This is a genomic window from Streptomyces marinisediminis, assembly GCF_026262575.1.
Lineage (GTDB): Bacteria > Actinomycetota > Actinomycetes > Streptomycetales > Streptomycetaceae > Streptomyces > Streptomyces marinisediminis.
Map to the genome: position 1 here is coordinate 12,797 of NZ_JAPKFL010000035.1, position 21,764 is coordinate 34,560.

Consider the following 21,764-nt stretch of genomic DNA (forward strand, 5'->3'; position numbering starts at 1 on the left):
AGCGCGCCGGACACGGAGGCGGCGCGGCGGGGACGGGAGGGGGAAGGGCCGCGGGCCGGCCGCGGCCGGCCCGCGGGAGGGCACGGGCCGCCGGCCCGCGGGCGCGGGACGCGCGGCGGGAGGGCGCGGGGTGCTCAGCCGGCGAACCAGCGCACGGGCGCCGGGCGCAGGTTCTCGTAGACGTGCTTGGTCTCGCGGTACTCGGCCAGGCCGGTGGGGCCCAGCTCGCGGCCGACGCCGGACCTGCCGAAGCCGCCCCACTCCGCCTGCGGCACGTAGGGGTGGTAGTCGTTGATCCACACCGTGCCGTGCCGCAGCCGGGCGGCGACCCGGCGGGCCCGGGCGGTGTCGGCTGAGAACACGCCGCCGGCCAGCCCGTACTCGGTGTCGTTGGCGAGCGCCACCGCCTCGTCCTCGGTGTGGAAGGTCTCCACGGTGAGGATCGGCCCGAAGGTCTCCTCACGCACCACGCGCATGGCGCCGTGGCAGTGGTCGAGCACGGTGGGCAGGTAGAAGTAGCCCTCGGCCGGGCGGTCGGCGGCGGGCTCGGGGCGGGCCCCGCCGCAGCGCAGAGTGGCGCCGTCGGCCAGCGCGTCGGCGACGTGGCGCTCGGTCTTCTCCCGCTGCTGCCGCGAGATCAGCGGGCCGCACTCTACGCCGGGTTCGGTGCCGCGGCCGAGGCGTATGCGCTCGGCGCGGCGGGCCAGCTCGGTGACGAACCGGTCGCGCACCGGCTCCTCGATGATCAGCCGCGCCCCGGCCGAGCACACCTGGCCGCTGTGGGTGAACGCGGCGTTGAGCGCCTGGTCGACCGCCGTGTCGAACCCCGCCTCGGTGGCGCAGGCGTCGGCGAAGACCACGTTCGGGTTCTTGCCGCCCAGTTCCAGGGCGACCTTCTTGACCGTCGGCGCGGCCGCCTGGGCCACCTTGACGCCGCTGACCAGGCCGCCGGTGAAGGAGACCAGGTCCACGTGCGGGTGCTCGGACAGCCGGGCGCCGACGGGGTCGCCCGCGCCGGTGACCAGGTTGCCCACGCCCTCCGGCAGCCCGGCCTCCGCCAGCAGCGCCATCAGCCGGGCCGTGGACAGCGGGGTGAGCTCGCTGGGCTTGAGGACGAAGGTGTTGCCCGCCGCGAGCGCCGGGGCCACCTTCCAGCTCGCCTGGAGGAGCGGGTAGTTCCACGGCGTGATCATGGCGCAGACGCCGACCGGCTCGTGCACGACGACGCTGTGCACGTCCGGGCTGCCCGCGTCGACCACCCGGCCGCCGGACTCGTTCACCACCAGGTCCGCGAAGTAGCGGAAGGCGGCGGTGACGTCGTCGACGTCCACCCGGCCCTCGGCCACCGTCTTCCCGGCGTCCCGCGACTCGGTGAGCGCCAGTTCCTCGCGGTCGCGCTGGAGGAGGTCGGCGACGCGGCGCAGCAGCGCGGCGCGCTCGGCCACCGGGGTGCGCGGCCAGGGTCCCTCGTCGAAGGCGCGGCGCGCGGCGGCCACCGCCGCGTCCGCGTCCTCGGCGCCGCCTTCGGCGACCCGGGCGAGCACCGTGGCGTCGGCCGGGTCCAGAACGTCGCGCGTGCCGCCGTCGGCGGCGGTGCGCCACTGCCCCGCCACGAAGAGGGTTGCGAGGCCGGACGGGTCTTCGTGCTGCATGTTGCTGCTTTCTGGCCGTGGTGCGGTGCGCCAGTGACGCTGGCACCGGCCACCCCTGCCCCGAACCGGCGTGCCGCATGCCGTGTACCGGGCGGAAGTGGCCTTCCTCACCAACGGGTCAGCGGTATGCCCGGAAACCGAAACCGCCGGGTCCCGGGCGGGTGGCCAGGACGCGCGCGGGGCGGGGCACCCGTGACCCGGGCGCCGCGCCCCGGGCGCGATGCGGGGTCAGAGCAGGCCGAGGCCGCGCACCGCCTCGCGCTCGTCCGCCAGCTCCTGCACGGAGGCGTCGATGCGGGCGCGCGAGAACGCGTTGACGTCCAGGCCCTGGACGATCTCGTACGCGCCGTTCGCGCAGGTCACCGGGAAGGAGGAGATCAGGCCCTCCGGGACGCCGTAGGAGCCGTCCGAGGGGATGCCCATCGACGTCCAGTCCCCGGCCGGGGTGCCGTTGACCCAGGTGTGGACGTGGTCGATCGCCGCGTTGGCCGCCGAGGCCGCGGAGGAGGCGCCGCGCGCCTCGATGATGGCCGCACCGCGCTTGGCGACGGTCGGGATGAACTCCTCCGCCAGCCACTTCTCGTCGTTCACCGTCTCGGCCGCGTTCTTCCCCGCGATCTCCGCGTGGAAGATGTCCGGGTACTGGGTGGCGGAGTGGTTGCCCCAGATCGTCAGCTTGGTGATGTCGTTGACCGAGCTGCCGGTCTTCTTCGCGAGCTGGGTCAGGGCGCGGTTGTGGTCCAGGCGCGTCATCGCCGTGAAGCGCTCGGCCGGCACGTCGGGGGCCGCCGCCTGCGCGATCAGGGCGTTGGTGTTGGCCGGGTTGCCCACGACGAGCACCTTGACGTCGTCGGCGGCGTGGTCGTTGATGGCCTTGCCCTGCGGCTTGAAGATGCCGCCGTTGGCCTCCAGCAGATCACCGCGCTCCATGCCCTTGGTGCGCGGGCGGGCGCCGACGAGCAGGGCCACGTTCGCGCCGTCGAAGGCCACGTTCGGGTCGTCGGTGATCTCGATGCCGCGCAGGAGCGGGAACGCGCAGTCGTCCAGCTCCATGGCGGTGCCCTCGGCCGCGCCCAGCGCGGGGGTGATCTCCAGCAGGCGCAGCTTGACGGGGACGTCCGGGCCCAGCAGGTGCCCGGAGGCGATGCGGAAGAGCAGCGCGTAGCCGATCTGGCCGGCGGCTCCCGTGACGGTGACATTGACGGCGTTGCGGGTCATGGCGGTCTCCGTTGAACCTGACGATGGCGGCTGGACCCCGGGACGCGAGGGACACGTCAAGTCTCTCTACGTCAAGAGATCCGCCGTCAGGCTATCGCGCCGGGGCGGCACGACACACGCTGGGCAGCCGCCCGCTCAAGGAGGGGGGGACGGGCGGCTGCCGGGGCGCGGTCCCGCACCCGTGGGGGGGTGTCCCTGCTTGTGCCCCGTCATGCCGCCGTCACACACACCGGTTTCGGGGAACGCAAGAATTCGGACACCCGCCGTCACAGGGTGCACCCCTGCCGCTGGCCGGCCCGCTCGACGCACGCCCGGATCGCCTCGGCGTCGCGCGCCGGGATCATCATCGTGTAGCCCTCGGTCTTGTCGCCCAGGTCCTCGGCGGCGGAGGCGTCGCTGTCGGCGGTGACCCGCAGGGTGTCGCCCGGCTGCGCGGCGGCGACGCGCGCCCACCCCGCCCCGCAGACCTCGCTGTAGCGCAGCTCCACGTAGGCCGCCCCGATCAGCGCGTCGCCGACCGTCTGCGCGTACCGGCCGCCGCAGCCCATGAGTTCCGGGTCCTCCCCGGTGCAGTCCTCGCCGGTGCACCGGACGCCTTCGGGCAGGTCGGGCCCCGTGTCGGTGGACGGCGCCGCGGTGGGTTCGGCCGCGGCCTTCCCGCCGCCACCGGAGAGGTCCATGACGAAGAACGCGGCGGCCAGCACGGCCAGCGCCGTCGCCCCGCCGGCCAGCAGCATCACGGCCCGGCGGGCACCGGAGGGGCGCGCGGCGGCGGCACGGCCCGGCGCTCCGGCCGGACGCCGCGCGCGCGCCGCCCGTCCCGCGCCCGCCGCCGCGTGCCCGGTGCCCGCCGGCTGGGCCGGGTGATCCGCGCGCGCCGGTGCGGGGCGGGCGCCGGGCGCCGGACGGGCCCGGCCACCGGACCGCTCCCCCGCCCTGCGGTGGCCGGCCGGCGGCCCCTGCTCCTCGGCCGCCCGCAGCGCCTCCCGGGCCTGTGAGATGCGGATGGCCTCCATGGTCATGTCGTGCCGCATCTCCGAGCGGCTCCACGCCCGTTCGGCCAGCTCCCACAGGGTGGCCAGGTGCCGCACGTCGGTCCCGGTGACCTCCGCGAGCGCGGAGATGGCGCCCTGCGGCGGGAGCAGCCGTCCGCTCAGGTACCGCTCCCAGGAGGTCTTGCTGTACCCGGTGCGGTCCGCGAGCGCGGCGAGGCCCAGCCCGGAGCGGTCCACGAGACGCCGCATCTGCTCGGCGAACTCCCGTATCTGCGGGTCCAGCTCCTCCGGCAGCGGCTTCCAACGAGGCATGGCCCTCCCTCACCCCCGCAGATCCTGTGCCCGCCCAGGGTAGGGCGCCGGCGTCCTTCACCCGCACCCACGCCCTAGACGGTTACGCGGTCGCGAGGGTTGCACGGTGCGCCGGACTTTCCCCGGCCCCCGCGCACCCCCGCGAGCGCGCGCGTTCGCCCACGGCCGCCGGACGCCGCCACCGTCCGTCCACGGCCGCCGCTGCGCCGCGGGGCGGGCGGCCGGGTGCCGGGGCGGCGGTGTCCGCGGTCGGGTCCGCCGCCCGACGCGGCCGGGGCGGCGTGCCCCGGCGCGGCGGTCAGCGGACGAGGAAGCGCATGAGGTCCTGGAGGAAGGGGAGCTGCAACCACGGCTCGGGCTGGACCATGAGCGCCAGCACCACCACCGTGCCGCCCAGCAGGCCGTAGGTGAGCACGTCGGTGAAGCGCGAGCGCACCGCCAGCATGCCGACCTCCGGCACGAGCCAGCGCAGCACCGCACCGGCCAGCAGGGACGCGCCGACGACGAGCAGACCGATCCGCATCTCGCCGAGCACCACGAGCAGGCCGGTGACCGTGCCCGCCAGGACCGCGAGCAGCGGCCACTGCCGGGCGGGCGCCGGCGCGCCGCCCGGGGCCGCCCGACCGCCGCCCTCCGGGCGGGCGGTGTCCCGGGTGAACATCGGGAACCGCCGCGAGCGGCGCTCAGGGTGAGCAGCCATCTCGCTCAGCCCGCGTTCCGCTCGGCCGCGTCGACGACGTTGGCCAGCAGCATCGCCCGCGTCATCGGCCCGACCCCGCCCGGGTTGGGGGCGACCCAGGCGGCCGTCTCGGCCACGCCCGGGTGCACGTCCCCGACGATCTTGCCGGTCTCGTCGCGGCTGACGCCGACGTCGAGCACGGCGGCGCCCGGCCGTACGTCCTCGGGCTTGATCAGGTGCGGCACGCCCGCCGCGGCCACCACGATGTCGGCCCGGCGCAGGTGGGCGGCGAGGTCCCGGGTGCCGGTGTGGCACTGCGTCACGGTGGCGTTCTCCGAGCGGCGCGTCAGCAGCAGCGGCAGCGAGCGTCCGACGGTGATGCCCCGGCCGACGACGACGACCTCGGCACCGGCGATCCCCACCTCGTGCCGGCGCAGCAGTTCGATGATGCCGTTCGGCGTGCAGGGCAGCGGCGCGGGCACCCCGAGCACGAGCCGGCCGAGGTTGGCCGGGTGCAGCCCGTCGGCGTCCTTGTCCGGGTCCACCAGCTCCAGCACCCGGTTGGTGTCGACGCCGCGGGGCAGCGGGAGCTGCACGATGTACCCGGTGCACGCCGGGTCCTCGTTGAGCTCGCGCACGACGGCCTCGACCTCCTCCTGGGTGGCCGTCGCGGGCAGTTCCCGCTGGATGGAGGCGATGCCCACCTGGGCGCAGTCGCGGTGCTTGCCGGCCACGTACTTGTGGCTGGCCGGGTCGTCGCCCACCAGCACCGTGGCGAGGCCGGGCCGCACGCCCCGGTCGGCCAGGGCTGCCACCCGGGTGGTCAGTTCGGATTTGATCGCGGCCGCGGTGGCCTTGCCGTCGAGAATCTGCGCGCTCATGCGTCCATCCTCCCGGATGCCGGGCCGCCGGTACCAATCCGGCCCGCGGTAACGGCGCGGGGCGGTGCTTCGTCACAGTATGCGAACGCAACTGGACAGCGATCGACGGTAAACCGGATGATAAGCCCGTGCTGCGGCCGACGGGGACGGTCGCGGGGGCGGCACGGGGGGACGCAGGACTTCCGCTGGCGGCTTCCGCGGGGCTCGCCCCGGGAGGGCGGCACCACCGTCACGTCCCTACCGCGTCAGAGGAAGTCCGCAGTGAGCAACCCCAGTCAGCACAACCCGTACGGCCAGCCGCCGCCGCAGGGCCAGCCCGCGGGCCAGCAGCAGTACGGCTATCCCCAGCAGCCCCCGGCGCAGCCGGGCTACGGCTACCCGCAGCAGGCCGCCTACCCGCAGCCGGGCATGGCTCCGGCCCAGCCGCAGGGCATGCCGGGCCAGGTGGTCACCGCTCGCGTACTGCTGTTCATCGCCGGGTCGGTGTGGACCCTGCTCGGCCTGCTGATGCTCATCCTCGGCGTCGCGGCCGAGGGCGCCACCGACGACATCCCGGGCCTCGGCGACGCGGGCGACTTCCTCGCGGGCGCCGCGATCATCATGTTCCTGCTCTTCCTCGGCTTCGGCGCGCTGCACATCGTGCCCGCGTCGATGTTCGGCAAGGGCGGCACCGGCACCCGGGTCACGGCGATCATCGCGGCCAGCCTCAACGCCCTGATCGCGCTGCTGGCCCTGCTCTCCGCCTTCTCCTCCGAGGGCGGCAACCCGATCCTGGCCCTGCTGTGGGTGGCGACCGCCGTCCTGACGATCGTCTTCTGCGCCATGGGGCAGGCCAGCGCCTGGTTCAACCGGCCGCGCTACTGACCGGGAGGCCGCGATGAGCACCGACGACCCGTACGGCCGCGCGCCCGGGAGCCCGCCCCCCGGGGGCCCCGCGCCCGGAGGCCCCGCGCCCGGGAGCCCGCCGCCCGCCTACCCCTATCCCGGCCAGGCGACGCCGTTCGGGCCGCCCGCGCCGACGGAGCCGCCCGGCAAGCTGAAGACGCTGCGCGTGCTGTTCCTTGTGGCCGGAGCGCTCCAGGCCGCACTGTCCCTCCTGGTGCTCGTCACCGTCGCGGCCGGGGGTCAGGAGGCCACCGACGAGTTCCGCCGGCAGCTCGGCTTCGACGTCACCGCCGGGCTGATCTACACCGTCTTCGGCGCCTACCTCCTGCACGCCGTGCTGGGCATCGTGCTGGCCGCCCGCTTCTCCGGGGGCGGCAACGGCGTCCGCGTCGCCGCGATCGTGTGGGCGTCGTTCCTCACGCTGTTCGGGGTCATGGCGCTCCCGCTCGGCGTGCTGTGGATGGCGCTGGGCGTCACCGGCATCGTCTTCCTGTCCCAGTCGGCCTCGGCCGCCTGGTTCCGGCGCGGACGGCAGCCGGGCGCCCGCTGAGCCCGCCGCCCACCGGACCACCGCGCGAGGGCCGCGCACGGACGTTCCCGTGCGCGGCCCTCGCGCGTGCCTTGGACCTCAGTGGAAGAAGTGGCGGGTGCCGGTGAGGTACATGGTGACCCCGGCCTTCCGCGCCGCCTCGACCACGGCCTCGTCGCGCACCGAACCGCCCGGCTGCACGACGGCCCGGACACCGGCCGCCGTCAGCACCTCCAGGCCGTCGGGGAAGGGGAAGAAGGCGTCGGACGCCGCGTAGGAACCGGCCGCCCGCTCCTCGCCGGCGCGCTGGACGGCCAGCTTGGCCGAGTCCACCCGGTTGACCTGCCCCATGCCGACGCCGACGGTGGCCCCGTCCTTGGCGAGCAGGATGGCGTTGGACTTCACCGCGCGGCAGGCCCGCCAGGCGAAGGCCAGCTCCGCGAGCCCGGCCTCGTCCAGCGCCTCGCCGGTGGCCAGGGTCCAGTGCGCCGGGTCGTCGCCGTCGGCCTGGAGGCGGTCCCTGACCTGGAGCAGCGCGCCGCCGTCCACCGGCCGCAGCTCCGTGGTCGCGCCCGGGGCGGCGGGGCAGCGCAACACGCGGATGTTCTTCTTCCGCGTCAGCACCTCCACCGCGCCGTCCTCGTAGTCCGGGGCGACGACGACCTCGGTGAAGATCTCCGCCACCTGCTCGGCCAGCGCCACCGACACCGGCCGGTTGACGGCGATGACGCCCCCGAACGCGGAGAGCGGGTCGCAGGCGTGCGCCTTGCGGTGCGCCTCGGCGACGTCGGCGCCCACCGCGATGCCGCACGGGTTCGCGTGCTTGATGATCGCCACGCAGGGCTCGGCGTGGTCGTGTGCGGCACGCCGGGCGGCCTCGGTGTCGACGTAGTTGTTGTACGACATCTCCTTGCCGTGGAGCTGCTCGGCGGCCGCGAGCCCGCCGGTGCCGTCGGTGTAGAGCGCCGCCCCCTGGTGCGGGTTCTCGCCGTAGCGCAGGACGCGCCGGCGCGTGAGGGCCGAGCCGAGGAACGCGGGGAAGCGCGCGTCGGCGGGGGTGCCGGCGTCCGCGCCGCCTTCCGTGGCGGTCTCCGTGTCCACGGCGTAGCCGTCGGCGAACCAGCTCGCCACCGCCACGTCGTAGGCGGCGGTGTGGGCGAACGCCTCGGCGGCCAGCCGCTTGCGGGCGGACAGGTCGAAGCCGCCCCCGGCCGCGGCCTCCAGCACGTCCGCGTAGCGCTCGGGGTTGACCACCACCGCCACGGACGGGTGGTTCTTCGCCGCCGCGCGCACCATGGACGGGCCGCCGATGTCGATCTGCTCGACACAGGCGTCCGGGGACGCCCCGGAGGCCACCGTCTCGCGGAAGGGGTAGAGGTTCACCACCACCAGCTCGAACGGCTCCACGCCCAGCTCGGCCAGTTGCTCGCGGTGCGCGGGCAGGCGCTGGTCGGCCAGAATGCCGGCGTGGACCTTGGGGTGCAGCGTCTTCACCCGGCCGTCCAGGCACTCGGGGAAGCCGGTCAGCTCCTCGACCTTCGTCACCGGCACCCCGGCCCCGGCGATCCGGGCGGCCGTCGAGCCGGTGGAGACCACCTGCACGCCGGCCGCGTGCAGGCCCCGGGCCAGCTCCTCCAGACCCGTCTTGTCGTAGACGCTGACCAGCGCGCGGCGGATCGGCCGCTTCGTACCTTCGGCGGTCATGCCGGAATCCGTACCTTTCGTCCCTCAATGCGGTAGCCGTCGCGCGCCAGGCGGCCCACGACGTCGACGAGCAGGCGTCGCTCGACTTCCTTGATCCGCTCGTGCAGAGCGGTTCCGTCGTCCAGGTGGTCCTCGTCGCGGACCTCCACCACCCCCTGAGCGATGATCGGACCTGTGTCGACGCCGTCGTCGACGAAGTGCACGGTGCACCCGGTCACCTTCACGCCGTACGCGAGCGCGTCGCGCACCCCGTGGGCGCCGGGGAAGCTCGGCAGCAGCGCCGGGTGGGTGTTGACGAACCGGCCGCCGAAGCGGGCCAGGAACCGTGGGCCCACGATGCGCATGAACCCGGCGGAGACCACCAGGTCGGGCCGGTGGGCGGCCGTCGCCTCGGTCAGCGCGGCGTCCCAGTCGGCGCGCCGGGCGTGGTCCCGCACCCGGCACACGAACGTCGGCAGCCCGGCGCGCTCGGCGCGGGCCAGCCCCTCGATGCCGTCCCGGTCGGCACCGACGGCCACGATCCGCGCGCCGTACGCCTGCGGCCCGGCGGCCTCGACCGCGTCCAGGAGCGCCTGCAGGTTCGTACCCGATCCGGATACGAGCACGACGAGGCGGGCAGGAGTGGAGGCAGCAGCCACGACGAGGCTCTTTCTCAGGTTCGGGTGCGGTGATCGCTTGGTGTGATCGGACGAACGGCGGGGGAGGGTGAATCCGGGGAACCCTACGAAGCGGCCGACCGTCAGCAACGATACCGGCCCCGCCGAACCGCCCCCCACGGGACGGTGCGGGGGACAGCGGGTAGCGTCTGGCACACGGTTCCGTAACCCCGCGCACCCGCGCCGGGGCGCACGGACGGACGAAGGGGAAGACACACATCACATGACGGAGCGACGCCGCGTCTTCGGCAAGCCCGGCCGGTCCCAGGCGCCGGGGCGGAGCGGCCAGGACGACAACCCCTTCGCGCCCCCGCCGGAAGGCAGCCCCGACCAGCCCTGGCGGCCCCGCCCGGGGCGGGCCGACGGCTCCGCCCACGCCGGGGGCCCGGGCGGCTCGGGCGACTCCGGCGGCTCGGGCGACTCCGGTGGCTCGGACGACTCCGGTGGCTCGGACGGCACCGGCGGCTCGAACGGCACCGGCCGCGACGGGGGGCAGGGCGACGGCGGTGAGGGCTCGCGCGGCACCTGGGGCAGCCAGTGGAGCAGCCGCCAGCCGGGGCGGCAGAGCGGCGGCTTCGGCGGGGCCGCCGGCCCCGGCGGGACCGGCGGCGACGACTCGGGAGCCGGGCGCGGCCCGGGCAAGGGCGGCCCGCGCGGCATGCGCTGGGACCCCAGGGACCCGGCCCAGCGCCACGCCCGCTTCGCCATGCTCGTCGGCATGTGGGGCTTCTTCTTCGCGCTCTTCAACATCGCGCCGCTCGCCCTGCTGCTCGGGGCGCTCGCCCTCTACTGGGGCATCAGCGCGCTGCGCGGCGCGCCGGGCGTCGAGCGCAAGGACACCGGTGGCCGCGACGGCGCGGGCGTCGCCGCCCTCAGCGGCACGTCCGACACCGCCCGGTCCCCCGCCCCGGGCGGGTCCCGCCCGCGGAACCCGCGTCCGGTGACCTCGGCGGCGGTCGGCGGGCTCGTCGGCGGCAGCCTCGCGCTGCTCCTCGTCGCCGCGACGTTCGCGCTCCAACTCCTCTACAGCGACTACTACACCTGCGTCGACGACGCGCTCACCACCGCGAGCCGCGAGAGCTGCGAGGAGCTGCTCCCGGAGCGGCTCCGCCCGGTGATCGGCGAGGAGTAACCCCGCCGCGACCCGCCCCGGCTGCCACCCGGCCCCGCGCTCCCGCCCCGCGCCCCGGCCGCCGCGCCCGGGTACCGGAGCCGCGTGCGCGTCGGCCTCACGCCCCCGGTGTCCTGAAGCGCGGTGCGCGCTCGCGCCGCGCCCGTCCTCCGGGGCCACGTCGTGCCCGAGCGCCCCGGGGCACGCACGGGCTCGCGTCGCGCCCGGCGCGCTCGGCGGCGCCCGGCGCGCTCGGCGGCGTGCGGTGGTCCGCGGCGTCCGGTGTCCTCGGTGGCGGGCGGGCCGCCGTCACGCGCGGTGGGCGTTGCGGGGGTTCGGGGTGCGGGGCCGGCGGGGGGCTCGGCGGTGACGGCCGCGGCGGCGGTCGGCGGCGGTCGGCTCCTCGGTGTCACCACCCCAGCGGGGCTCGAAGTCCGGGACCAGTCCGCCCGACGCCTCCTTCAGCGCCGCCCACCGGGCCAGCCGGGCCCCCGTGGCGTGCCACTCCCCCGCCGGCTCCGCACCCGCCGGGCCCCGCAGCGAGCCGCACCACGCGGCGAACCGCCGCCAGACCAGCGCGGTGGCCAGCAGCGGGTGCGGGTCCCGCAGCCGCCACAGCCGGACGGTCAGCGCCCCGGGAGCCGACACCAGCACCGTCCAGCCCAGCGCGGCCGCGCCCGTCTGCCACCACACGGGACCGAGGTGCGCGAGCGTTCCCGTGCCCAGCGGTCCGCCCGCCAGCGCGCCCAGCGCCCCCATGGCCAGCCCACACCCCAGCGCGCCGAGCAGCGCCGTGCCGAGCGTGCCGCCCCAGCTCGTCGCACCGTGCCGGGTGCCCGGCACCGGTACCGCGGACCGCGCCGCGGACCAGCCGGCCGCCCACCCGGCGGCCAGCGGCACCGCGCCGGCCGCCACCCACAGCACCGGCCCGCCCGCGCCCTCGCCGGGGACGGCGGCCAGCAGCGGGAAGTGCGGCAGCGCCGGGTGCGCCGTGGTCGCCAACGGCCCCACCACGCTGCCCGCCCCCAGGGTGAAGCCGGGGCCGAGCCCGTAAGCCGCGCCCCACACGGCGACGTTGGGCAGCAGCGCCACGCACAGCAGCAGCACGGCCAGTTGCCCCGACCACGCGGAGGTGAGCTGGGGGAAGGCGTCCCGCGCCGCACTCCAGCGCCACAGGAGACCCGCCGCGGCGAGCAGCGCGCCCCCGCCGCAGAGCACCGCCACCGCCACGCCCGCCGCGCGCGACGCGGCTCCGGCGCGCACCCGGCGCGCCCACCGGGACAGGCGCGGCCGCTCGGACTCCCGGTCCCCCACGCCGTCGGTCGGCCGCGCCCCCCACCGCCCGCCGGTCAGCCAGGCGCCGACGGCGAGCGTGCCGAGGGTGAGCAGCGGCAGGTGCAGGGCGGCGCTGAGCGGGTCCACCGCCGGCGACCCCCCGACGGAGTAGCCGACCACGGCTCCGGCCACCGCGAGGTAGCCCGCCCCGAGGGACCACACGGCGCGTCCACCACCCCCCTGGGCCCGGACCGCCCGGTACAGCAGCCACACCGGCAGGGCGGTGAGCAGCAGCGGGGTGACCCCCAGGGGCGCGGGGACGCCGCTGAGCGTGTCCGCGCGCACCAGGTCGGCCCCGTGGGCGAGCAGCCACAGGCCGGCGGCGACACGCAGGGCGCCGCCCGGCCCGCTGTCCGGGTAGGGCGAGGTGGTCCACAGCAGCAGGGACACGATGGCGACGACCGCCAGTCCCAGGCAGGCGGTGAACGCGCCTTCCATGACTCCGCCCAGGGCCGGTGCGGCGTCACGTCGGCGTGCGCTGTGCTGCGTCGTTCGGCTCACAGCGCCATGCTGCCAATAACACCCGTTTCGCCCGGGTACCGGGCGAAAGCTCGTGGTGTCGCACAATATGAAGCTATGCACCTTTTCACACCGTTGCCCGGGTGGGCGCGCCGCGGCGGTGGCCAGGCATGAGCGAAGTCGGCACCCAGCGGACGAAGCAGACGCCACGTCAGCGCCGACGCGCCGTCAAGCGCGCGCGCCGCAACGGTTCCGCGCTGCCTCCGCCGGAGTCCGCCGGGACCGCCACGGCGACGCGACGCACGCCGGAGCCCGACGCCGGACCCGGTACCGAGGCCGAACCCCGCACCGAGGCCGGACCCGGTACCGGCGCCGAGCGCGCCCCCACTCCGCCGCCCCCTCCCGAACCGGAACCCTCCCCGCTGCTCCTCGGCCCGACGATCCCCGGCGAGCCGGTCACCCACTCCCTGCTCGTCCCGCCCCCGGTCGGCGGATGGCCGCCCCTCCGCCCCGCGCTGCTCCCTCCGGACGCCGCGGGCCTGCGCCTCGTCCGCCGCGCCCCGTCCCCGTCCGGCCCCGGGGCGCCGCCGCCCGCCCCACCGCCGCCCGCCCCACCGGCGCCCTCCCCGGGCGCGCCCGGCGGCGCCCGGCCCGCCGCCGCCCAGGCGGAGCCCCCCGTGCCGGAGGCCCGCACGGCGAACGAGTCGCCGGATGGGGCCGCACCGAAAGTGCAGGCACCCACGGAGCCGAAGACCCGGGAGCTCTCCCCGCCGGGGGCGCCGGAGCCCTCCGCCACGGAACCCGCCCGGAGCCCGGAGCCCACCACCGCGCCCGAGGCGTCTGGACTCGCCGCAGTGGCCCCGGACACCTCCGCACCGGAAGCGGCCGCCACCGCACCCCGGCCGGAAGCGGACGCCCCCACGCCCGAGCCCGCGGCGGACGCCGGCCCCGCGGACACCACCGCACCCCCGCCCGCGGCGGCGAGCCGCGGCGCGGGCGCCGGCCGCCCCGCGGCCCCCGCGGCCGGGCCCGCACCCCGTCCCGCCGCACCGCGGGCGGAGGCCGCGGAACCGGAGCCGGAGGCGAGCGCCGCGCGGCCCGGTGCCGGGGCGGAGCCCGACGCGGGAGCGGGCGGACGGCCGGGATGGGCGCTGGGGGCCGAGGAGGCGGAGGCGTTCGCGGAGCGGGCGGGAGCGGGCGCACGGGAGCGCGAGCGCGCGGCGGCGCCCCCGGCCGCGGCCTTCGACGCGCTCTACGACCGCACCGTGCGGGCGCTCACCCGGCAGACCTACCTCCTCACCGGGCACGGGAAGCTCGCGGAGTGGGCGGTGCGGCGGGCCTTCCACGCCGCCTGGGAGCAGTGGCCGAAGGTCGCCGTGGACCGGGACCCGGCCGGCTGGGTGCGGGCCGCGGCGCACGAGCACGCGCTCTCCCCCTGGCACCAGTTCCGTCCGGCGCACCGCACGCCCGACGCCTACGCCGGTGTGCCGGAGGACAAGGCGCTGCTGGAGGCGCTCCTCGCGCTGCCGCCGGTGCACCGCCGGGCGGTGCTGCTGCACGACGGCATGGGGATCGGGCTCGCGGAGACGGCGGCCGAGACCGAGGCCAGCACTCCGGCCACCGCGAACCGGCTGCGCAACGCGCGGGAGACGCTGGCCGCGTACGTGCCGGAGATCGCCGCCGCGCCGCCGGACCGGCGGGCCGCCCGCGTCTCGGCGCTGCTGCGGCGCCTCGCCGCCGCCCAGGTGGTGGAGCCGCCCACGGCCCGGGAGGTGCGGGCGGGCAGCGACCGGCTGACGTACGGCCGGACGGCCGCCGCCTGCGGTCTGACCGCCGCCGTCGTGGCGGCCACCTCGTTCGCCGTGGTGACCACCGAGCACGGCAGCCTGCTCCCGCAGACGACGCTGACCACCGCCGTCCAGCGGCTCGCCGAGTAGGCGGGTGCGCGAACGGGTCCGGGCCCGCCCCTCGCAGGGGGCGGGCCCGGACCCGTTTCCGGTGGTGCCGCCGGCCCTGGGCCGGCGACGGCGGGGTCAGCCGCCGAGGAGCTCGCGGGCGAGCCGCGCGGTCTCCGACGGGGTCTTGCCGACCTTCACACCGGCGGCCTCCAGGGCCTCCTTCTTCGCCTGGGCGGTGCCCGAGGAGCCGGAGACGATGGCGCCGGCGTGGCCCATGGTCTTGCCCTCGGGCGCGGTGAAGCCCGCGACGTAGCCGACGACCGGCTTGGAGACGTTGGCCTTGACGAAGTCGGCGGCCCGCTCCTCGGCGTCGCCGCCGATCTCACCGATCATCACGATCAGGTCGGTGTCGGGGTCGGCCTCGAACGCCTTGAGCGCGTCGATGTGGGTGGTGCCGATGACCGGGTCACCGCCGATGCCGACGCAGGTGGAGAAGCCGATGTCGCGCAGCTCGTACATCATCTGGTAGGTCAGCGTGCCGGACTTCGACACCAGGCCGATGCGGCCCGGCTTGGTGATGTCGGCCGGGATGATGCCCGCGTTGGACTGGCCGGGGGTGATCAGGCCGGGGCAGTTCGGACCGATGATGCGGGTCTTGTTGCCCTTGGCGCCCGCGTGGGCCCAGAAGGAGGCGGTGTCGTGCACCGCGATGCCCTCGGTGATCACCACGGCGAGCGGGATCTCGGCGTCGATGGCCTCGATGACGGCGCTCTTGGTGAACTTCTCCGGGACGAAGATGACGGTCACGTCGGCGCCGGTGGCCTCGATGGCCTCCTTGACGCCGCCGAAGACCGGGACCTCGGTGCCGTCGAAGTCGACCGTGGTGCCGGCCTTGCGGGGGTTGACACCACCGACGATGTTGGTGCCCGAGGCCAGCATGCGCCGGGTGTGCTTCTGGCCCTCGGAACCGGTCATCCCCTGGACGATGACCTTGCTTTCCTTGGTGAGGAAGATAGCCATGGTTGCGGTTGTCCTCGTGTCCTTTGAGTTCCGGGGCCGGTTACTTGGCGGCCAGCTCGGCGGCGCGGTCGGCGGCACCGTCCATCGTGTCCACCTGCTCGACGAGCGGGTGGTTGGCGTCGGTCAGGATCTTGCGGCCGACCTCGGCGTTGTTGCCGTCGAGACGGACGACCAGCGGCTTGCTGACGTCCTCGCCCTTGGACTTCAGCAGCTCCAGGGCCTGGACGATGCCGTTCGCCACGGCGTCGCAGGCGGTGATGCCGCCGAAGACGTTGACGAAGACGGACTTGACGTCCGGGTCGCCCAGGATGATCTCCAGGCCGTTGGCCATGACCTCGGCGGAGGCGCCGCCGCCGATGTCCAGGAAGTTGGCGGGCTTGACGCCGGAGTGCTTCTCGCCCGCGTAGGCGACGACGTCCAGGGTGCTCATGACGAGGCCCGCGCCGTTGCCGATGATGCCGACCTGGCCGTCGAGCTTGACGTAGTTCAGGCCCTTGGCCTTGGCAGCGGCTTCGAGCGGGTCAGCCGCGGCCTTGTCCTCCAGCGCGCCGTGGTCCGGCTGCCGGAACTCGGCGTTGGCGTCCAGCGACACCTTGCCGTCCAGCGCGATGACCTTGCCCTCGGCCGTCTTGACCAGCGGGTTGACCTCCACGAGCAGGGCGTCCTCCTTGACGAAGACGTCCCACAGCCGCTGGAGGGCGACGACGATCTGGTCGGCCAGCTCGGCCGGGAACCTCGCGGCCTCGACGATCTCGCGGGCCTTGGCCTCGGTCACGCCCTCGATCGCGTCGACCGGAACCTTGGCCAGCGCCTCGGGCTTGGTGGCGGCGACCTCCTCGATGTCCACGCCGCCCTCCACGGACGCCATGGCCAGGAAGGTCCGGTTGGTGCGGTCCAGCAGGAAGGAGACGTAGTACTCCTCGGCGATGTCCGCCGTCTGGGCCAGCATGACCTTGTGGACCACGTGGCCCTTGATGTCCATGCCCAGGATCTGCCCGGCCTTCTCGACCGCGTCCGCCGGGTCGGCGGCGAGCTTCACACCGCCGGCCTTGCCGCGGCCGCCGGTCTTGACCTGCGCCTTGACGACCGCGCGACCGCCGAGTCGCTCGGCCACCTCGCGCGCCGCCTCAGGCGTGTCGATGACTTCACCGGCCAGCACCGGTACGTCATGCTTGGCGAAGAGGTCCCTCGCCTGGTACTCGAACAGGTCCACGCGCGTCCGTCCCTAATCCGTTTTCGCGGTTCGTTGTCAGCGTGGGCGTGCCGCGTGGCCGCGTGTGTGACGGGACGCGGCATGTCCGCCTTGCAGGGTAGCCCTGCGGTCAGGCCGTGCATAAATCGCACGTCACACCAGCGCGGTGACCCCGCTCACATGTGAGCCGCCCGGGGCTCACCCGTTCGCCGGCTCACCCCCGCACCGCCGCGGCGGGGTGGGGCGGCGCTCACGTCGGCATCGGCAGCTCCCGCTTCTCGATGGCCGCCGCCATCACCTCGGGGAACAGGTCCGGCGTGCAGGCGAACGCGGGGACGCCCAGCTCCGCCAGCGCCGCGGCGTGGGCCCGGTCGTAGGCGGGCGCGCCGTCGTCGGAGAGCGCCAGCAGGGCCACGCACCGCACCCCGGCGGCCTGCATCGCCGCCACCCGGCGCAGCATCTCGTCCCGGATGCCGCCCTCGTAGAGATCACTGATGAGGACGAGGATCGTCTCCGCCGGCCGGGTGACGTGGCGCTGGCAGTAGGCCAGCGCGCGGTTGATGTCGGTGCCGCCGCCGAGCTGGGTGCCGAACAGGACGTCCACCGGGTCGTCCAGCTCCTCGGTGAGATCGGTCACCGAGGTGTCGAAGACGACCAGCCGGGTGTTGAGCGAGCGCATGGAGGCCAGCACCGCGCCGAACACGGAGGCGTAGACGACGGAGGAGGCCATGGAGCCCGACTGGTCGATCGCGAGGATCACGTCCTTCTTCACCGCCTGCGCGGCCCGCCCGTACCCGACCAGCCGCTCGGGCACCACCGTCCGGTGCTCGGGCAGGTAGTTCTTCAGGTTGGCGCGGATCGTGCGGTCCCAGTCGATGTCGCGGTGGCGGGGCCTGCGGACGCGGGCCGAGCGGTCCAGCGCGCCGCCGAGCGTGGCCCGGGTCCGCGTCGCCAGGCGGCGCTCCAGCTCGCGGACGACCGCGCGCACCACCGTGCGGGCGGTCTCGCGGCTGGTCTCGGGCAGGGCGCGGCCCAGCGACAGCAGCGTGCCGACCAGGTGCACGTCGGGTTCGACGGCCTCCAGCATCTCCGGCTCGGCCAGCAGGGTGGCCAGCCCCAGCCGCTCGATCGCGTCCCGCTGCACGACCCGCACGACGGAGCTGGGGAAGTAGGTGCGGATGTCCCCCAGCCAGCGCGCGACGTGCGGCGCGGACCCGCCGAGCCCGGCCCCGCGCGGCCCGTCACCGCCCCGGCCGGGACCGTTCGTCCCGTAGACGGCGGCGAGCGTACGGTCCATCGCGGCGTCCCGGCCGGTGAGCACGTGGCCGGTGCCCTCACCGTCCGCGGCGCCGCCCAGGACCAGCCGCCAGCGGCGCAGCCGCTCGTCCGCGGCCGGGGCCCCGGCGCCCGCCCGCGAGGGCTCCCGCACCCGCGTCGACGGTGGCCCGGGCGCCCCCGCCGCCCCGTCCGGCCCGGAGGGCTCCGGTGCGGGTGCGGGCGTCGGTGTGGTGTTCATCGGGCTCCCCCCGCCGGTTGGGTGACGGCCCCGCCGAGCAGCAGGGCCAGGGTCGGCAGCACGGCGTCGGCGCACTCGGCGTCCAGGCCGTCCCCGAAGCCCGGGGGCCCGTCGGCCCCCGGGCCCCGCGGCCCGCCGCGCACCCCCGTGCCGCGGCGGACCAGTTCGCCCAGGGTGCGGCGCACACCGGGCTCGTACGCGGCGAACGTCCGGCGCAGGAGCGGCAGCACGTCGGTGAACTCCCGCTCTCCGACGCCCGCGAGCCACCCGTCGACCAGGTGGAGCAGACGTTCGTCGTGGACCAGGAGCAACCCGCCGCCGCCGAGGAAGCCCTCCAGCCAGGCGGCCGCGTCCGTCGGCGCGGCGCCCGGGGAGAGGGCCAGGCCCATCAGGCGCTCCGCCTCGCCCGGGGCGAGTGCCCCCTCGTCCAGCAGCAGCCGGACGCAGCGGCCGCGCAGCAGGCCGGCGACGCGCTCCCGCCCGGCCAGCCGCCGCAGCACCGCACGCCAGCGCTCCCGCAGCGCCGCCGCCCCGAGCAGGCCGATGGCGCGGTGCGCGGCGTCGAGGTGGTCGCGCACCGCGGCGGCGCCGTCGGCGTCCAGGCCGGCGCACGCGGGGGGCAGGCCCACGCACACGCGCTCGGCCATCCCCTCGGCGACGCGCTCGAGTTCCCCGGTGTCGGTGCCGCGCACGTCGCCGTAGCGGGCGGCGCGCACGAGGGCGGGCAGCGCCCGGGCGAGGCGGCCGACGTCGGCGTCGAGTGCCGCGCGGTCGGCCAGGACCCGCATGACGGTCGGCAGCGCGTCGCCCAGTCCGGCCAGCAGGCACTGCTCGGCCAGCGCCGTCACCTCGGGCAGCCCGGGTGCCTCCAGGGCCCGCGTCTCGGCCTTGGCGGTGGCCGCCGAGGCCACGGTGGTCCCCCACACCCCGGCCTCGGCGACGCGGACGGACAGCTCCGGCTCCCAGCACAGGCGCCAGCTCTCCTTGAACGTGCCGGTGCCCCCGCGCCCGCGGACGGGCTCGCCCCAGCCGACGCCGAGCAGCCGGAGCCGGTGCAGCAGGCGGCTGCGGGCGGCGCCGTTGTCCTCCCGGAGATCCAGTTCGACGTCGCGCTCGTGCGCCTCGGGCCTCAGGCGCAGGGAGCGCTGGAGCCGGGCGAGGTCGCGCTGGAGCGGCACGGCCGGGGCGTTCGGCGGCACCTCGCCCAGCTCCCGGCCCACCACGAGCCGGTCCTCGACGAGCGCCAGCGGCACGTCCGACCCCTCGCACATCACCGACCGGGCGGCGTCGAGCGTCTCGGTGAGCCCGGCCAGCGGCCGCCCGCGCATGACGGCCAGCGTCTGCGCGAGCCGGACGGCCTCGATGACGTGGGCGGACGACACGCTCACGTCCTCCTCCCGCAGCAGCCGGGCGACCTTGGTGAGCCAGCGCTCGACCGGACGGTCCACAGCGGTGAACAGGTGGCTGTACCAGCCCGGTGAGGTGATCCCGGCGCCGTAGCCGCCGGCGCGGGCGAGCCGGCGGTGCGTCCAGGGCACCCAGGTGGCCTCCGTGCGCACCTTGGGCAGTCCCTTCAGCAGCGCGCGGTCGGCCGCGACGGGCCGGGGGCCGAAGAGGGCGGGCACGTGCCAGGCGCCGCACACCACGGCGACCCGGTCGGCGCCGAACTCCCGGGCGGCCTCGCGCAGCCGCAGCCGCATGTGGGCCTCCCGCACGGCGTCCCGCCCGTGCCCGCCGTCGCCGTGTGCCGCGCGCAGGGCGGCCATGGCGCCGGCGACCGCGGAGAACGCGGAGAACGGATCGGGGGGCGCCCCGGGAGCGGGCGCGCCCCGGTGCTCGACGACGTCCTCCCACCAGCGCTCGGGGTCGTCGTATCCGGCCGTCTCGGCGAGGACGGCGAGCGGGTCGAGCCGGGGGGCGAGCCGCTTGGTGGTGTGCCCGTCGTCCCCCGGGCGCGGCCCGTGGGCCTCGGCGTGGTCGCCGTGCGGGGCGTCGGGGCCGGTGTGGGGCCCGGCGCCCGGTGCGGCGCCCGGTGCGGCGTCCGGCCGCGCGTCCGCGTCGGGTCCGGCGTCAGGGTCCGCGTCCGGGCCGGTCTCCGGCAACCGGGCCGGCTTCGCGTCGGGCAGGGCCAGGGTGTGCGCCGCGGGCAGGTCGATGAAGCGCACGGGGACCTCCCGTTCCAGGGCCCACCGCATCGCCACCCACTCCGGCGAGAAGGCGGCCACCGGCCAGAACGCGGCCTTGCCGGGCTCGTCGACCGCGTGGGCGAGCAGGGCCACGGGCGGGCGCATGGCCGGGTGGGCCGCGAGGTGCACGACGGCGTCGGCCTCGGGCGGGCCCTCGATGAGCACGACGGCCGGACGGTGCGCGTCCAGCGCGGCGGCCACGGAGCGGGCGGAGCCGGGGCCGTGGTGGCGGACCCCGAGCAGCAGGGGCGTGGCGGCGTCGGCGCGGGTCATGCGCTCACCTCCCGGCAGGCGCGGTAGAAGTCCTTCCAGCCCTCGCGCTCGCGCACGACCGCCTCCAGGTACTCCTGCCACACCACGCGGTCCGAGGCCGGGTCCCGTACGACGGCGCCGATTATGCCCGCGGCCACGTCACCCGGGCGCAGCACGCCGTCCCCGAAGTGGGCGGCGAGGGCCAGGCCGCCGGTGACGACCGAGATCGCCTCGGCCGTGGAGAGGGTCCCGGAGGGCGACTTCACCTTCGTGCGCCCGTCGTCGGTGACCCCGTCGCGCAGTTCGCGGAAGACGGTGACGACGCGGCGGATCTCGTCCGCGCCGTCGGGTGCGGCGGGCAGGTCCAGCGCGCGGCCGAGCTGCTCCACGCGGCGCGCGACGATGTCCACCTCCGCCTCGGCCGTCGCGGGCAGCGGCAGCACCACGGTGTTGAACCGGCGCCGCAGGGCGCTGGAGAGCTCGTTGACGCCGCGGTCGCGGTCGTTGGCGGTGGCGATGAGGTTGAAGCCGCGGACCGCCTGCACCTCCTCGCCCAACTCCGGTACGGGCAGCGTCTTCTCCGACAGGATGGTGATGAGGGTGTCCTGCACGTCGGCCGGAATGCGCGTCAGCTCCTCCACGCGGGCCGTCTTGCCGTCGGCCATGGCCCGCATCACGGGGCTGGGCACGAGCGCGTCCCGGCTCGGGCCGTGCGCGAGGAGCTGCGCGTAGTTCCACCCGTAGCGCACGGCCTCCTCCGCGGTGCCGGCCGTGCCCTGCACCAGCAGCGTGGAGTCGCCGCTGACGGCGGCGGCCAGGTGCTCGGAGACCCACGTCTTGGCGGTGCCGGGCACGCCGAGCAGGAGCAGCGCCCGGTCCGTCGCCAGCGTCGTCACGGCCACTTCGACCAGGCGCCGGGGGCCGACGTACTTGGGCGAGATGACGGTGCCGCAGGGCAGCGTCCCGCCCAGCAGGTAGGTGGCGACCGCCCACGGGGACAGGCGCCAGCGGGTGGGGCGGGGGCGGTCGTCCGCGGCGGCCAGAGCGGTGAGTTCGGCGGCGAACGCCTCTTCGGCGTGGGGCCGCAGGACGGCTGGTGAGGTGGTGTCGGTGGCGGTCACGAATCCCCCTAGGTGCGGTGACTCTCCGTCGTGCCGACCACTCTGCACGGCACCACTGACAATCACGCTGACCTGCGAATTCACCCTTCACCTCGCCCAGTTGCCACCTGCCCCGCGGGCCGCGCCGGGGTGGCGTCCCGCCGCTTCCACGCGCCGCCACGCG

The 21,764-nt window shown here is 76.1% G+C and carries 17 protein-coding genes; 4 read left to right on the forward strand and 13 right to left on the reverse strand.

All coding sequences use genetic code 11. The features are described from left to right. Window positions 1-134 precede the first annotated feature (134 nt). From OSB71_RS21950 to OSB71_RS21970, 5 genes are all read right to left on the reverse strand, one after another. Window positions 135-1,652 (reverse strand): aldehyde dehydrogenase family protein, encoded by a 1,518-nt coding sequence (locus OSB71_RS21950; protein WP_265950522.1) that lies wholly within the window; start codon window positions 1,650-1,652, stop codon window positions 135-137. Window positions 1,653-1,880: 228 nt separating this feature from the next. Beyond that, complete coding sequence (locus OSB71_RS21955; protein ID WP_265950523.1) at window positions 1,881-2,870, reverse strand: malate dehydrogenase; 990 nt, start codon at window positions 2,868-2,870, stop codon at window positions 1,881-1,883. 266 nt (window positions 2,871-3,136) lie between these two features. Continuing rightward, window positions 3,137-4,177, reverse strand: a complete 1,041-nt coding sequence (locus OSB71_RS21960) for a helix-turn-helix domain-containing protein (RefSeq protein WP_265950524.1) — start codon at window positions 4,175-4,177, stop codon at window positions 3,137-3,139. 298 nt (window positions 4,178-4,475) lie between these two features. Further along, window positions 4,476-4,877, reverse strand: a complete 402-nt coding sequence (locus OSB71_RS21965; RefSeq protein ID WP_416237310.1) for a DUF3017 domain-containing protein — start codon at window positions 4,875-4,877, stop codon at window positions 4,476-4,478. 5 nt (window positions 4,878-4,882) lie between these two features. After that, a complete protein-coding gene (locus OSB71_RS21970) occupies window positions 4,883-5,737 on the reverse strand; it encodes a bifunctional methylenetetrahydrofolate dehydrogenase/methenyltetrahydrofolate cyclohydrolase (RefSeq protein ID WP_265950525.1) in 855 nt (284 codons plus the stop codon). 261 nt (window positions 5,738-5,998) lie between these two features. Between OSB71_RS21970 and OSB71_RS21975 the strand changes: the two genes are divergently transcribed. Next, entirely contained in the window at window positions 5,999-6,601 is a 603-nt protein-coding gene (locus OSB71_RS21975) for a hypothetical protein (RefSeq protein WP_265950526.1), read from the forward strand. 13 nt (window positions 6,602-6,614) lie between these two features. Then, window positions 6,615-7,172, forward strand: a complete 558-nt coding sequence (locus tag OSB71_RS21980) for a hypothetical protein (RefSeq protein ID WP_265950527.1) — start codon at window positions 6,615-6,617, stop codon at window positions 7,170-7,172. Window positions 7,173-7,250: 78 nt separating this feature from the next. On the opposite strand, the gene purH is transcribed toward OSB71_RS21980, so the two are convergent. Beyond that, a complete protein-coding gene (purH, locus tag OSB71_RS21985; RefSeq protein ID WP_265950528.1) occupies window positions 7,251-8,855 on the reverse strand; it encodes a bifunctional phosphoribosylaminoimidazolecarboxamide formyltransferase/IMP cyclohydrolase in 1,605 nt (534 codons plus the stop codon). Further along, window positions 8,852-9,493, reverse strand: coding sequence for a phosphoribosylglycinamide formyltransferase (gene purN / locus OSB71_RS21990; protein ID WP_265950529.1), 642 nt, complete (start codon window positions 9,491-9,493; stop codon window positions 8,852-8,854). The genes purH and purN overlap by 4 nt, the downstream gene beginning before the upstream one ends. Before the next feature lie 241 nt (window positions 9,494-9,734). Between purN and OSB71_RS21995 the strand changes: the two genes are divergently transcribed. Beyond that, the gene (locus OSB71_RS21995; RefSeq protein WP_265950530.1) at window positions 9,735-10,643 is read left to right on the forward strand and encodes a hypothetical protein; all 909 of its coding nucleotides are present in this window, start codon (window positions 9,735-9,737) and stop codon (window positions 10,641-10,643) included. Between the two features lie 288 nt (window positions 10,644-10,931). On the opposite strand, the gene OSB71_RS22000 is transcribed toward OSB71_RS21995, so the two are convergent. Further along, a complete protein-coding gene (locus OSB71_RS22000; protein WP_265950531.1) occupies window positions 10,932-12,458 on the reverse strand; it encodes a cell division protein PerM in 1,527 nt (508 codons plus the stop codon). 128 nt (window positions 12,459-12,586) lie between these two features. On the opposite strand from OSB71_RS22000, the gene OSB71_RS22005 reads away from it, so the two are divergent. Further along, complete coding sequence (locus tag OSB71_RS22005) at window positions 12,587-14,353, forward strand: hypothetical protein (protein ID WP_265950532.1); 1,767 nt, start codon at window positions 12,587-12,589, stop codon at window positions 14,351-14,353. A gap of 96 nt (window positions 14,354-14,449) precedes the next feature. Here the strand turns inward: OSB71_RS22005 and sucD are convergent, their stop codons facing one another. The 5 genes from sucD to OSB71_RS22030 form a co-directional block, all read right to left on the reverse strand. Continuing rightward, on the reverse strand, window positions 14,450-15,334 hold the full coding sequence (gene sucD / locus OSB71_RS22010) for a succinate--CoA ligase subunit alpha (RefSeq protein ID WP_265950533.1): 885 nt from the start codon (window positions 15,332-15,334) through the stop codon (window positions 14,450-14,452). A gap of 40 nt (window positions 15,335-15,374) precedes the next feature. Next, window positions 15,375-16,547 (reverse strand): ADP-forming succinate--CoA ligase subunit beta, encoded by a 1,173-nt coding sequence (gene sucC / locus OSB71_RS22015; protein ID WP_265950534.1) that lies wholly within the window; start codon window positions 16,545-16,547, stop codon window positions 15,375-15,377. 229 nt (window positions 16,548-16,776) lie between these two features. Next, entirely contained in the window at window positions 16,777-18,042 is a 1,266-nt protein-coding gene (locus OSB71_RS22020; RefSeq protein WP_265950535.1) for a VWA domain-containing protein, read from the reverse strand. Then, window positions 18,039-20,501, reverse strand: a complete 2,463-nt coding sequence (locus tag OSB71_RS22025) for a DUF5682 family protein (protein WP_265950536.1) — start codon at window positions 20,499-20,501, stop codon at window positions 18,039-18,041. The genes OSB71_RS22020 and OSB71_RS22025 overlap by 4 nt, the downstream gene beginning before the upstream one ends. Next, window positions 20,498-21,601 (reverse strand): ATP-binding protein, encoded by a 1,104-nt coding sequence (locus tag OSB71_RS22030; protein ID WP_265950537.1) that lies wholly within the window; start codon window positions 21,599-21,601, stop codon window positions 20,498-20,500. The genes OSB71_RS22025 and OSB71_RS22030 overlap by 4 nt, the downstream gene beginning before the upstream one ends. Window positions 21,602-21,764 lie beyond the last annotated feature (163 nt).

Bases quoted from the DNA above. Each gene is read 5' to 3' on its own strand.
- OSB71_RS21960 (WP_265950524.1), bottom strand. From the start codon at position 4,177: ATGCCTCGTTGGAAGCCGCTGCCGGAGGAGCTGGACCCGCAGATACGG.
- OSB71_RS21955 (WP_265950523.1), bottom strand. From the start codon at position 2,870: ATGACCCGCAACGCCGTCAATGTCACCGTCACGGGAGCCGCCGGCCAG.
- OSB71_RS21950 (WP_265950522.1), bottom strand. From the start codon at position 1,652: ATGCAGCACGAAGACCCGTCCGGCCTCGCAACCCTCTTCGTGGCGGGG.
- OSB71_RS22005 (WP_265950532.1), top strand. From the start codon at position 12,587: ATGAGCGAAGTCGGCACCCAGCGGACGAAGCAGACGCCACGTCAGCGC.
- OSB71_RS21980 (WP_265950527.1), top strand. From the start codon at position 6,615: ATGAGCACCGACGACCCGTACGGCCGCGCGCCCGGGAGCCCGCCCCCC.
- purH (WP_265950528.1), bottom strand. From the start codon at position 8,855: ATGACCGCCGAAGGTACGAAGCGGCCGATCCGCCGCGCGCTGGTCAGC.
- OSB71_RS21970 (WP_265950525.1), bottom strand. From the start codon at position 5,737: ATGAGCGCGCAGATTCTCGACGGCAAGGCCACCGCGGCCGCGATCAAA.
- OSB71_RS22020 (WP_265950535.1), bottom strand. From the start codon at position 18,042: ATGAACACCACACCGACGCCCGCACCCGCACCGGAGCCCTCCGGGCCG.
- OSB71_RS22025 (WP_265950536.1), bottom strand. From the start codon at position 20,501: ATGACCCGCGCCGACGCCGCCACGCCCCTGCTGCTCGGGGTCCGCCAC.
- OSB71_RS21995 (WP_265950530.1), top strand. From the start codon at position 9,735: ATGACGGAGCGACGCCGCGTCTTCGGCAAGCCCGGCCGGTCCCAGGCG.
- sucD (WP_265950533.1), bottom strand. From the start codon at position 15,334: ATGGCTATCTTCCTCACCAAGGAAAGCAAGGTCATCGTCCAGGGGATG.
- OSB71_RS21965 (WP_416237310.1), bottom strand. From the start codon at position 4,877: ATGGCTGCTCACCCTGAGCGCCGCTCGCGGCGGTTCCCGATGTTCACC.